A 12,461-nucleotide genomic window follows, 5' to 3' on the forward strand; every position below is an offset into this window, starting at 1 on the left:
GGACAACGCGGCCGGGCGGGATGCGGGGAGCCGCGAGCCGGACAGTCCTGTCCTCGGGCGCTCTAAAGGTTCGCAGTCACCGCCGCGTCAGGAGCGCCCCGCCCAGAAAGTACTGGCCGACCATCTCGAAGTTCGTCCACGAGAGGGTGATGTGCTTGACCGCCGCATGGATGTCACGGAAACAGCGGTCCAGCCGGCTGGCGCTGTAGAGGGCGCTCGTCCCGGCCAGGTCGTAGAGCGTGTCCACGGCCGTCGCGGTGTTCTCGCCGACGGCCGCGGCCGCCAGCCGGATCAGCGCGCTGAGCTCTTCCCCGCCATGTTCGCCGTATGCCGTCGCCTGGTCGGCGGCATCGGTGAGCAGCAGGGCGCTGGCCCGCGCCAGGACCTCCGCGCGGGCCAGCCCCGCCTGCACGGTGTGACTGGCCGCCAGCGGACTCGTCGCCCTGGCGGGAATCTTCTCCTGGGCCAGGGAACGGAAGGTCTCGAGGGCGTCCTGGACGATTCCCAGTGCTGTCGACGCGGTCGTGAACGGAGCGAAGTCGTAGTAGGCGATGTCGTAGGCCCGGGACGGGCGGCGAGCCGGGGGGCGCCGCAGGAGGGAACCGTCAACCGTGTGATCGTCAGGGACGACAAGGCCGTCGATGCGGTAGGTCGTGCTCCCGGTGCCGCGTAGTCCCATGGTGAACCAGTCGTCCACGAACACGGCGGCGCTCTTGGGCACGAAGGCCATGCATGTCCGCGGCCCGGCGGGGGACGGACACGCCATGTCGTCCTCCGCGAGCATGGCGGCGCAGACCAGCCAGGTGGCGTGCGCCGAGCCGCTGGCGAACGACCAGGTGCCGTGCAGCCGGTATCCGCCGGGCACGCGTTCGGCCCGGCCGGTCGGATTGATACCGCCGACCACCAGCCCCGGGCTCTCGCGGAAAAGGCGCTGCGCCACCGGCTCCGGCAGATAGTCCGACAGCCGGCCGATAGCGCCCTGGACGCCCATCTGCCAGGCAACGGATGCATCGATGCGGGCCAGCGTCCGCAGGACGGCTGAGCCGGTCCGCACACTGACCTGCCCGCCACCAAAGGCGTCGGCGACCCACATCCGGTGGATGTTCTGTCCGCGCAACGCGTCGATGACCGCGGCTGGAGTTGTCCGTTCATGTTCGGCCTGGTCCCGGTAGCGGACGAGCACCGGGGCAATCTTCTCGACGCGCCCGACCCACTCTGCGGTTTCGGCGGAAAAACAGTCATTGCCCGAAAAGATGGAGCATGTACGCCCCTCGCTCATCCCGGCTCCTGTGAGAATGGCTGCGCTGTGCTTCCCCGTGCTCCCCAGACAGGCGAGGAGATACCCATAGAACCGCGTACCGGGAATACTGCTGGCGGCTGTCTTCCATCCTCGGCGAGGATACGGTACCCAGCGTCGAACAATCAAGAGCGCCCGGCATGAGAACATCGCCGAGTAGGGCGAAGGTCTCCCGTCTCGTGGGGCCATCACCGATGGGCAGCAGGACAGCCGCCGCCAGACGCAGCCACTTCTGGCCCTACCGGTGAATCCGGCCGGTCACGCCGACGGCCGCCTGCGGTACGGATGATTCCGCCGCGCGCCCATGCCTCCTTTCTCCTCCTGCCGGGAAGCGACAGCCAGGTCACCGTCACCCGCATCTATCCGCCACCACGACCGCCCGAATCCGCCCATGGCCGATACAAACCAATCATGTTGAGAGACGAAGGCGACCGTCTCGCGGCTGCCGCGCGCGATAATCAGCGACGGTATCCCATCGTGGGGATAAAGAATCGGGCTGTTGCGTATGGCCTCGGCTGTGGTGCGCTGGATTGCCTCTCCTACATAAGTGGGCCGCAGCTATTCCAGCTCGTAGCTGCCGTTCAGCAAAATTGCTCCTCGTATGACATCCAGCGGGTGTAACGGGGTGGACAGCCATCCTTCCAAGGCATGCCGGAACAGCCATTCGATCAGTGAGCGGCTCATCCGCGCCCGCTCCGGCAAGGCGGCGGAGGGAGCCACCCTGGTGTTGGGTGGCGACCGACGACAACACGGCGAGGTGCGTGCCCCAGCCCCGCGACGCCGCGTCCCCTATTGCCGGGCGCTCTAAGGAACTGCTGAGGCGTTGCACTAGTTCATGCAGAGGCCCCACACGTCGGTGTAGGTAGAGGAGCTGGACGATCCGCCGGTGTGGCCGGTCGCGGACCAGTTTGTTGTCGATGATCCGTTGGATGCCGTGTTGCCGCTGCCGTCGCTCGGGTAATCGCCGGCCAGATGATCGCCCTGGGAACCGGGCGCGGTGAAGGCGCTGGTAGTGGGGTCGCCGCCGCTGATGGATGCGCCGCCGCTGATCATGTTGCCCGATCCGCCGCAGGTGCTGCTGGTAGCTGTCACGGCGCTGTTCGCGGTGGTCGGCCCGGACACGTGGGTGTGCTTGACCGTGACCGTGATACCGCTGACGTTGATTCCGCTCCCGCTGCAGACGGCGAAGGCGGCGGTGGTGTTGCCGGTGCCGCTCATGCCGCCGTTCAGCGCGACCGCCGTCCAGGAGGTCGGGTTGGTGCCGCCGTCAGCTGTCGCGCTGCCGGAGCTGTCGGACGGGTAGCTGGCGATCGCCTTAACACTCTCGTTGCTGGCCAACGTGGATTGCGCGCCACCGCCCAGCAGCCGGGTGTTGGCCGGGCAGGTCGCCGTCACCGAGGTCATTCCCCCGGAGGTGGTGGGCCCGGAGGTGCTGTTGACCACGACCTGGGTGTGGTTGATCGTCGTGTTGGTGAAACAGACCGCGAACGGCTGGACGGTGAAGGTGCCGGTGCCGTTCCCGCCGATACCGCCGTAGCCCAACCAATAGGTGGGATCCGTCGCGCCGTTGCTCGCGGCCGAGGTGCCGTTGGTGCTCGGCTCGGTCTCCATGATGTGGATACCGTTCCCGCCGGTCACCTGGACCCCACCACCGGACACGAGGCCGCTGGAGCACTGGGCGCTCGTCGTGAGCAGAGAACCGGCCGCGGGGTTCGTCCAGGATGTCGTGCCGGGAGTGGCGACCGTGGCCGTGGTCGAGGCGAAGGCCACACCGGGTAGCGCCAGAACCAGCACCGCACCAACACCTGCGGCTGCCAGGAGGTTCCGTTTGTTCACCATCGTCGATCCTCTCAGTGTGTTGTCATCGCCGGCCACGACGGCACGGCGAAGGTCGATGGGGCACAGCACGGGTTGCGGGAGGAAGGTGGGATGCCGGCTGGCGCAGCGACGGGGCACCATGCCAAGCCGGTGATCTCAGGGGCGTCGCGAGGAGCGGCGCCCCTGAGATCACAATCAGTTCCGCTTGTTCGGTGTCACGGGGACGGCGGGCGGCGCCGTACCCGGGGCTGGGGTGGGCGCCGGTGCCGGGGCCGGGGCGCCGTCGTGGCCGACGCCGCCACCCTGGCCATGGCCCGTGGCCGGAATGGTCCACGTGATTGTGATCTCGCCGTTGCCGTTGTTCACGGTGCCCGCGTTGACCCCGGTAGTCAGGACCACGTCCTGTACACGGGCCGCGGCGAACGAGCTACCGCCGCCGCCACCACCGCCACCGCCACCGGCTCCGCCGAAGGCACCGCCGCCGCCGGAACCGCCACCGCCGCCGTAGTATCCGCCGCCAGCACCGCCGCCCGCGGCGCCACCGGAAGTGGTGGCTGTGCTGCGGCATGGCGGGTTCAGCGGCATGTCGGTGCTGCAGGGTTTGTTCCCGGCTCCGCCGTCACCACCGGCTCCGAGTACGCCGGGCAGCCCGTCGCCGCCACAGCGGGGATCGGTCAGCGGGGGGCCATCCGCTCCGGCGCCGGTGCCGGACCGGCAGGCGCTCGGTCCGGCTGCGCCGCCGGCGGTCTGGGTACCGCCCATGCCGGAGTTTCCGGGGTTGCCGCCGTTAACCTGCACGTCGCCGTTGTCCCCGATGAGCCCGCCGCCGCTGCCGCCGCCACCGCCCAGCGCGCCACCCTGGCCACCCGCGCCGCCTGCGCCGCCACCGCCACCGCCGACCAGCAGCCGGCTGGACAGACCACAGTGCAGCCGCTTGCAGCCTTCTTCCCTGGCGAGGCGGATGTCGGAGGAGCCGCCACCGCCGGAGCCGTTGCCGCCGTTGTAGATGGCGGTGCCGCCCGTGGCGCCCGAGGCATCGCCCGGTGCGCCGGGCACACCGCCGTTGGACCCGCCGAACCCGCCGAGGGCCCCGGCACCGCCGGACGGGCCGTTGCTCATCCCGCCGGAACGGGAGGCGGCCGTGGCGTTTTCGCCCTTGCCTGCGACGTCGACCTGGAACACCTGGCCGTGGTTCAGATCGGTCAGCGTGCCGGCCGCCTGGCCACCAGCCCCGCCGGGGCGGCTGGTGATGTCGCCGAGCGGGGAACCTCCGTGCGCGGCGTCACCGGCGATGAAGTAGTGCCCACCCTGACCGCCGGTGACCGTGACCTCTGCTGAGCTGACCCCGGGCGGCACGGTGAATGTGTCTGAGCCGACCACGTCGTATGTACAGGTCCGCGTGGTCGCCGTCGCGGACAGGACGCCGTGGAGCCCGCACGGACTATCCGGCGTGCCCTTGCCACCCTGTGGGTCCCGGTGTCTTGGCACGATCACCAGTCCCTCCGGCCGCGGCCCTACCGGGATCGGCAGGCCCTCCGCGTGGGTGGACAGGACGATCGGGGTCACGTTGTTGCTGTTCCGGTTGACCACGTAGGCGCCGAGGCCTTCCGGGGTCACCGCGATCGCGAACGGATCGGCACCACCGGAGCTGAACGGGGTGCTCGGCGTGTTGGTGGCCACGTCGATCGGGGTCACCACGCTGTCCCGCTGGTTGGTGACGTAGAGCGTCTTGCCGTTGGGAGTGATGGCGATCCCGACCGGCCGGTCACTGACCTGGATCGGCGGTAACGGCTGGTTGGTGGCCACGTCGATCCGCGAGATGGTCGCGCTGCCCGCGTTGGCGTTGTTGGTGATGTAGAGCGTCTTGCCGTCGGGAGTGATCACGATCCACTGGGGATTGTTTCCGGCCGGGATGGGGATTCCCGCCGTGTCGGTGGCCACGTCGATCGGGGTCACGTTGTTGCTCGCGGCGTTGACCACATACGCGGTCCTGTCATCGGGCGTGATCACGACACCATGCCCGTCGTTGCCGATCGGGATCCGCGGGCCGGGGGTGTTGGTCCTCAGGTCGATCGGGGTCACGTCGTCGCTGAGATTGTCCACCACATACGCCTTGCGCCCATCGTGCGTGATCGCGATCCCGAACGGGAACTGACCGACCGGGATGGGCGTGCCGGGCGTGTTGGTAGCCACATCGATCGGGGTCACTGTGCCGTCGGCGCGGTTAGTCACGTAGACGGTCCTGTTATCCGGGGCGACCGCGAGCGCGCGAGGAGCGTTACCAACTGTGATCGGGATGCCCGGCGTGTTGGTCGTGACGTTGATCGGCGTGACGGTGTTGCTGCCGTTATTGATCACGTAGGCCGTTGCGGTGTCCGGATGCCAGCCTGGGGGCAGGGCCGAGCCCGTGCCGGGGCTGGGGGTCGTGGGTGAGGGTGTGGGCGGGGCCGTCGTGCTGCTGCTCGTGGGCGTGGGCGTGGGCGTCGTGGGCGGGGCCGACTGGCCCCAGCTAATGATCACCTCGCCGTTGCCGCTGTTGACCGCGCCGGTGTTGACCCCGGAGGCCAGTACCGCGGACGACACCGAAGAGGCCACGAACGAGCTGCCGCCACCACCACCGCCACCGGCGCCACCACCACCGCTGAAGGTGCCGCCACCACCAGACCCCGCGCCACCACCGAAATAGCCGCCACCGGCGCCACCGCCGGCGCCGCCGCCAGCGTCCGCGCTGGAGCCGCCGCATGGCGGGGTGAGGGTCCCTACACAGGGCTGGTTCCCGTTGCCGCCGATGCCCCCCGTGCCGGAAGCGCCGTTCGTGCCGTCAGAGCCGCAGCGCGGATCGGTCGACGGGTCGCCCACCGGCGGGTTCCCAGCGCCGTGCCGGCAGGGGTTCAGGCCACCGGCGCCGCCGGCGGTCTGCGTACCGCCCTTGCCCGGCATGCCGGGGTTACCGCCATCCACGAGGGCGCCGCCGTCGGTGCCGGTCAGGCCACCGCCGTCGCCGCCCGCGCCGCCGAGCGCTTGGCCCTGCCCGCCGGTGCCACCACCGCCGCCGCCCCCCGCGCCGACCAGCACCCGGTCGGCTAGCTGGCAGGTCAGTGCCGCACAGCCGGCATTGGCCATCCGCACGTCTGAGGAGCCGCCGCCGGCGGCGCCGTTGCCGCCGTTGTTGGGCGCGGACCCGCCGGCTCCGCCCGAAGCGTCACCTGGGCCGCCCGCCACACCGCCGTTGGACCCGCCAAAGCCGCCCAGCGCGCCCTGCCCGCCGGCGGGGCCGTTGTTTTTACCGCCGGACCGGTTGGCCGTGCCGTCGGCGCCCCGGCCTGCGACGTCGACCTGGAGAACCTGGCCGGCGGCCAGCCCGGACAGCGTCCCGGCCGCCTGGCCGCCGCCGCCACCGGGCCGGCCGGTGATGTCACCCGTCGGCGAGCCGCCGTGTGCGGCATCGCCGGCCGCGAAGTAGTGGCCGCCCTGGGCTCCGGTAACCGTGATCTGTACCGACGTCACCCCGGCCGGCATGGTGAACGTGTCCGAGCCCACCCGCTGGTAGGTGCAGGTCGATCCGGACAGCACACCCGAGATGCCGCAGGGATTGCTGTCCGTGGCCGCCGCGTCCCATGGGGTCAGCGTTACCACTGATGCGGCGATACCCACGCTCAGCACCGCACCGAGCAGCGGTGCCGTCTGTAAGACCGACCTGGGCAGCGCCCAGGCTCGACGATTCCGATTCATAAACCGCTTCCTCTCGCGTCCATTCAGTGCTCCGGCGGTTTCCAGCGGTCAGCGCACCGCCTGCCTCACAGCAGGGCCCTCGGCAGGAGTTCGAATCGGGCTGTTGGGGCAGGTAAGAGGCTTGCCCGATCGCGATCAAGCTTGCCGAGCCCCTGCTCCCAGCACGATGCGGACGGTGCGCTGGCCCGCTGCGTCCAAGGGGGGTATCAACCGATAGGCGCACGCCACCGCCGCGCTGAACGGCGGCTATGGACACTGTCCGGAGCGTGGCCCATCCACGGTGTTGCCGTTCTGCCGCAGTGTGGGTTCGTTGCCGCCGCAGGTCAGGGGACCGGTGACGTGGTTGGCGTCGAATGTGGGCACAGCGTTCTCCGGCAGCGGGCCGCTGCCGCTGTTGGCGGTGATCCGTACAGGTCCGTTGATCGTGTTGGTCGAGGTTTCGAGGCCGCCGCTGTTGGCATCCAGCGTCAGCGGGCCGTTGATGGTGTTACCCGCGCATGCCGTTGCATCGTTCCGCTCCGTACCGATCAGCACGTATCCACCGCTTGCTTGGATGCTGACCGGTCCGTTCAGCGTCGACCGGCAGACGGTGACCGCGAGGGCGCCGCGGGCGGAGACAGGACCGGTGACCTCAGCGTCCGACACGGCCAAGGCGCCACCGGGGCGCACGGTGACCGGGCCATCCTGCCTGCCGCCGGGGCCGATGCACAACGACTGGTCGGCGGCCACCGTCAGGGGCCCGTGCCGCGGTGTCGTCGTGCACGGCTGGCTGAATCCGACGGTGATCTCGGTGGGGCCCGCCGTGCCGCTCGGCGCGAAGCCCGGGTCTCCGCTGTAACTGGCGGCGATCGGATGTGCCCCGGGCTGGAGTTTGCTGATACTGAGGCTGGCCTGACCATCGCTGAGCGGCACGGTCGCCAGCGGTGTCGTTCCGTCCGAGAACGTGACCGTCCCGGTTGGGATGCCCGCGGCCGGGTTCGCGGAGCCCACAGCGGCGGTGACGGTCATGGCATGCCCGAACAGCGGGCTGGACGTGCTCGGGGCCAGCGTGATCACGCTTCCGTACCGGAACGAGACGATCGCCTTGCCAGTGCCGTGGTTGACGCCCGGGATGAGGGAGACGTCGGTTGCCGCCGGCGTCGCGTACCCACTTCCTCCACCGCCACCTGCCCCGACGAAACCACCGGGGTTCCCGCCGCCGGAGCCGCCGCCACCGCCGAAGTAGCCACCGCCACCGCCGCCACCACCGTTGCCGCCACCGCCACCGTTACCGCCTGGGCCGCCGCTGCCCGGGTTGGGCTGACCGGTGTTGGGATCGATGTCACTGCCTGGTATTCCAGGACCACCGACCGCGGAGTTGGGGCTGCCGCTCCCGGGTGCGGTCTGGGTCCCGCCGCCGCCAGCGACACCGGATCCCGCGGGGCCGCCGCCCTGGCCGCCGGCTTCTCCGGCGGGACCGCCACCGTTCCCGCCGCGCAGCAGGGGCCCACCGTTACCGGCACCGCCACCGCCGCCCGCCAGCAGCGCCCGGTCGGGCTGGCCGAAGGGGGCGAGCCGCACCTCCGAGCCGCCACCGCCAGACCCGCCCCCGCCGTGCGCGCCGCCGCCGCCGGATCCGTGGCCGAAGCCGCCGGGCCGGGCGAACTCGCCGTGCCGGGAGGTGCCGGGTATCCCGGCGGCGCCCACGGTGATCTGGAGAATCTGCCCCGGGCTCACAGCCAGGGTCGCGCGGGTCTCACCGCCGAGCCCGCCGGGCGCTCCCGCATTCGGCTGCTGTGGCGCAACGAAGCCGGCCGCACTGCCCCCCTCGGCTCCGAACAGGTCGACGCTCACGCTGGTCACCGCGTCCGGCACGGTGAAGGTGTCCGTACCGGACGCGGCATAGGTGCAGGTGGGTGACGGTGTGCTGAAGACCCCGCCCGTGCCGCAGGGCCCGGCTGTACTGGCCGGATCGGCAACCGCGGTGAAAGGCGTCCCCACAATGACGGCCACGGCACCGATAGCGCAGGCCGCCACCACAGCCGTGGATCTGGACATGCTGGAACAACAACGGTTCACGGGAATCAACGGCGCCTTTCCGGTCCTGCGTTGGATGACTGGTGGTGGGTGGCTGGATCGCGACACGGCCTAGACGCCGTCGTTGGCACACAACACCCAGCTATCGGAGTAGGTGTTCGACGAACTTGAGCCCCCGGTGTGGGTGGAGGCTGTCCAATACGCCGCCGTGGTGGTTCCATCGCTGACAGCGCCGCCACCCGAATCGCTGGGAAAGCTTCCGTTGAGGTGATCACCGCCTGAGCCTGGTCCGGTGAAGTTGGTGGTTGTCACGCTGCCGCCGCTGACAGCGGCGCCGCCGCTGACCAGTTTCCCGTCCTGGCCACCACAGCCGACCGTCACTGTCTGGCCGGTGGTGGCTGTGGTCGGCCCGCTTACCTCGCTGTACCGGACTTTCACGGTGACACCACTGACGTTGATGTTGTTCCCGCTACAGATCGCGTAGGCGTAGGTCGTGTTGTTACTGCTGCCTCCGCCGCCGTCCCAGCCGACAGCGGTCCAGGAATCCGGATTGGTCTCACCGTCGGCCGCGGCTTTCTGCCCGTAGCTGTGTCCGGAGTTGTTGAAGGTGGGGAAGCTGGCGATCGGCTTGAGGCTCCCGACGCTGGCCGGGGTGGTACGGGCCCCGCCACCGAGCAGGACCGTGCTGGCCGGGCAGGTGGCGGTGACGAGACCCACCGTCGAGCCTGACGTGGGGCCTGCGATCTTGTTCATGACCACCTGGATATGGTTGATCAGATTGCTGGTGAAACACACCGCGTAGGGAGTGGTGGAGAAGGAGCCATTGACCGCTCCCCCGCTCCCGCCGATACCGAGCCAGTGCGTCACGTCGGTGCCGACGACCCCGGTCGAGCCGGTGTATTCGGCGCTGCCGTCGGCACTGGGCTCAGTGCCCATCACATGGTTGCCGTTCGACGATGAGCCGGTACCGATAGCCTGGTTGATCCCACCTCCCGAGACAAGGCCGCTGGCGCAGTCCGCATGGGTCGAGATCTCGGCAAAGGTGGACCCAGGCCCGCTGGTGGCTCCCGGGGTTTTCACGGTGACGCTCACGGTGTTGGCGTACGCGGTTCCCGGCACCGCTACGGCCAGCAAAGCACCTGCGATCAGCGCTTTTTCCAGTACGGGATGCCGCAGAGATATCTTCCTCATCGGATTCTCGACTCTCCCTCGTGGGCTTCGACACAGTCGACATCTGTGTGCGGCCCTGTTGAGAAACGGTGCGCACGGAACGGAAACGAAAATAATTACTTGATCAATCGGCGCCGTGGGACGCGCCGCGCTGATGGTTCCTGGCAAGGCCGCGGGCCACCCCGATACCGGGATATGACGATGAGGTGTATCGGTGTGGCCGAGAACACGGCCAGAGGTTTTCCGGATGCGGCGAGCCGGACAGCCGGCTTCCGAAACACGCCCTGCGAAGCCGACCGGTCAGCCTGTTTTTCTCGGCGGCTGCCTCGGTCCTCGGGACCGGGCACACAGGGCAAAACTGGTCATCTGATCGCCGGTTTCGGACTGGCCGCCGAAGTTACCGGTCGCGGACCAGAAACCCGGATCGGGCGTGCCCTCGGTGCGGGGCACGCCAGCGCCGTCGCCGGGGCAGGAGCCCTTGGCCCGTAGCCCATTGATCGGGACAACTGAGGCAGCCGCACGGAGCGCGGCGGCCGAGCCGTTACGGGCCGACCATACCGACGCTGTGCGTAAACCGATGTTCCTTGTGGAGCCCTTGCCGATCATCTGATCGTCCTTCGTCGATAGCGCACGTGACCTGGTGACGATGTGGCCATGTCCCTGGCCCCGGCCGCGAACACCCACATGTGGCCGCAAACCGGCAGGAGCTCTCCCGAGCAACGCTTCGTACTCACGACTGCCCCCGTGCAGGAACTCAACCCAGCTGGCATGACTACGCAGGCGCGAACTCTAGCAGGACATCGAGTGCGCATCTACGGCATTTTTTGCTTCTTCCATCAATATTTTCGGAACAGCTGGGTCCCGATCTCCGCACACGACGAAATACTGCTGACAGTAATGAAAGACCACTCATAGAGTGACAGAGGCATGGTGCGCCCATAGGGATATCCGCCGCGGCTGGAACGGCCACGGGGAGCTGCTCGCCCGGCTCTTCGCTGGTCATGTCGCCGGACAGGCCTGATCGCGGTGGGCCGCACGGTGGGCCCGGCTCGCTCCGCCCACTGGCTCCACGCCTGCTTCCCGCGGGCACACAAACAACAGGGGCATGGCCGGGACGAATCGTCCTGGCCATGCCCCTGTTGTCGGCACTGCCCCCCGGGGGTTGCTGCCCCCGGGGTCACTGTCCCCGAATCACTGTCCCCGGATCGTCGGCGGTGAGCCCGATCAGGCGGAAGGCTCCGAGCCGACGATCGACACGAACGACACGCACTCGCCGGGCCCGCCGCCCAGGTTGTGGGTCATGCCGAGCTTCTTGCCCGCGGCGACCGTGGAGATCGTGCGCTCCGGCGGAGCCTCGCCGCGCAGCTGCAGCCAGCACTCGAACATCATCCGAAGGCCGGACGCCCCGATCGGATGCCCGAAGGCCTTCAGGCCACCGTCCGGGTTCACCGGCAGGTCACCGGTGAGGTCGTAGGTGCCGGCGAGCACCTCCTTCCAGCCGAACCCGCGCTCGGCGAAGCCGAGGTCCTCCATGAGGACGAGCTCAGTCGGGGTGAAGCAGTCGTGCACCTCGGCGAGGGCGATCTCAGCCCGCGGGTCGGTCACGCCGGCCTGGGCGTAGGCGTCCGTGGCCGAGGCGACGACTTCGGGGAACGTGGTGTAGTCGTAGTCCGGGTCGGAGTTGCCGGTAGCCGGTCCGGCGATGAACGACAGCGCCTTGATATAGATCGGCTTGTCGGTGTAGCGGTGGGCGTCCTCGGCCCGCACCACGATGGCCGCGGCCGATCCGTCGCTCACACCGGAGCAGTCGAAGATGCCCAGCGGGCCGGCGACCAGCGGCGCGTTGCAGATAACGTCCTTGGCCACCTCCTTGCGGAACTGCGCCCGGGGGTTCTTCGCGCCGTTGACGTGGTTCTTCCAGGCGATACGGGTCAGGACATCCTTCATCTCGTCGGTGTCCACGCCGTACTTCTTGGCGTAGGCAGGCGCGAGCAGGCTGAAGTTCGCCGGTGCGGTGGTGTCCGAGCCGGTCCCGTCGGATGGCGGGGCGGAGCCGACCAAGCCGGAGAACCCGGAGTCCTTGAGCTTTTCCACACCGATCGCCATGGCGATGTCGTAGGCGCCGCTGGCCACCGCGTAGCAGGCGTTGCGCAGCGCCTCCGAGCCGGTGGCGCAGTAGTTCTCCAGCCGGGAGACCGGCTTGTAGGGCAGCCGCAGCGGACGCGAGAGCGTCAGCCCGGAGTTGCCCGAACCCATCGTGCCGAGCCAGTAGGCGTCGACGTCGTCCCGGGAGAGCCCCGCCGAGGCGTAGGCCGCCTGGGAGGACTCGATCAGCAGGTCGTCGACGGAGGAGTCCCAGCGTTCCCCGAACGACGTGCAGCCCATGCCGACGATGGCAACCTTGTCCCTGATCCCGCGTGACGCCATC

Annotated in this window: 7 protein-coding genes; all 7 read right to left on the minus strand. The window is 69.2% G+C overall.

Annotation, left to right across the window (positions count from 1 at the left end; genetic code table 11):
- Positions 1 to 76: 76 nt before the first annotated feature.
- Complete coding sequence (locus tag MJ777_RS09540; protein ID WP_239375333.1) at positions 77 to 1,279, minus strand: acyl-CoA dehydrogenase family protein; 1,203 nt, start codon at positions 1,277 to 1,279, stop codon at positions 77 to 79.
- Positions 1,280 to 2,125: 846 nt separating this feature from the next.
- Positions 2,126 to 3,136, minus strand: a complete 1,011-nt coding sequence (locus MJ777_RS09545) for a hypothetical protein (RefSeq protein WP_239375336.1) — start codon at positions 3,134 to 3,136, stop codon at positions 2,126 to 2,128.
- A 174-nt stretch (positions 3,137 to 3,310) separates the two neighbouring features.
- Positions 3,311 to 6,847 (minus strand): YncE family protein, encoded by a 3,537-nt coding sequence (locus tag MJ777_RS22860; protein ID WP_305039407.1) that lies wholly within the window; start codon positions 6,845 to 6,847, stop codon positions 3,311 to 3,313.
- Between the two features lie 246 nt (positions 6,848 to 7,093).
- Positions 7,094 to 8,884, minus strand: coding sequence for an Ig-like domain-containing protein (locus MJ777_RS22865; protein ID WP_305039408.1), 1,791 nt, complete (start codon positions 8,882 to 8,884; stop codon positions 7,094 to 7,096).
- Positions 8,885 to 8,974: 90 nt separating this feature from the next.
- A complete protein-coding gene (locus MJ777_RS09570; RefSeq protein ID WP_239345000.1) occupies positions 8,975 to 10,054 on the minus strand; it encodes a hypothetical protein in 1,080 nt (359 codons plus the stop codon).
- 279 nt (positions 10,055 to 10,333) lie between these two features.
- Entirely contained in the window at positions 10,334 to 10,639 is a 306-nt protein-coding gene (locus MJ777_RS09575) for a hypothetical protein (protein ID WP_239375344.1), read from the minus strand.
- Between the two features lie 618 nt (positions 10,640 to 11,257).
- The gene (locus tag MJ777_RS09580; RefSeq protein ID WP_239312218.1) at positions 11,258 to 12,460 is read right to left on the minus strand and encodes an acetyl-CoA acetyltransferase; all 1,203 of its coding nucleotides are present in this window, start codon (positions 12,458 to 12,460) and stop codon (positions 11,258 to 11,260) included.
- Between the last annotated feature and the right edge of the window lies 1 nt (position 12,461).

Origin of the sequence: Protofrankia sp. Cj5, assembly GCF_917627405.1 — a bacterium.
Taxonomy (GTDB): Bacteria; Actinomycetota; Actinomycetes; order Frankiales; family Frankiaceae; genus Protofrankia.

Excerpts from the sequence above, each read along its gene's own strand:
- MJ777_RS09540 (WP_239375333.1), bottom strand. The coding sequence starts at position 1,279 with ATGAGCGAGGGGCGTACATGCTCCATCTTTTCGGGCAATGACTGTTTT.
- MJ777_RS09545 (WP_239375336.1), bottom strand. The coding sequence starts at position 3,136 with ATGGTGAACAAACGGAACCTCCTGGCAGCCGCAGGTGTTGGTGCGGTG.
- MJ777_RS22860 (WP_305039407.1), bottom strand. The coding sequence starts at position 6,847 with ATGAATCGGAATCGTCGAGCCTGGGCGCTGCCCAGGTCGGTCTTACAG.
- MJ777_RS22865 (WP_305039408.1), bottom strand. The coding sequence starts at position 8,884 with ATGTCCAGATCCACGGCTGTGGTGGCGGCCTGCGCTATCGGTGCCGTG.
- MJ777_RS09570 (WP_239345000.1), bottom strand. The coding sequence starts at position 10,054 with ATGAGGAAGATATCTCTGCGGCATCCCGTACTGGAAAAAGCGCTGATC.
- MJ777_RS09575 (WP_239375344.1), bottom strand. The coding sequence starts at position 10,639 with ATGATCGGCAAGGGCTCCACAAGGAACATCGGTTTACGCACAGCGTCG.
- MJ777_RS09580 (WP_239312218.1), bottom strand. The coding sequence starts at position 12,460 with ATGGCGTCACGCGGGATCAGGGACAAGGTTGCCATCGTCGGCATGGGC.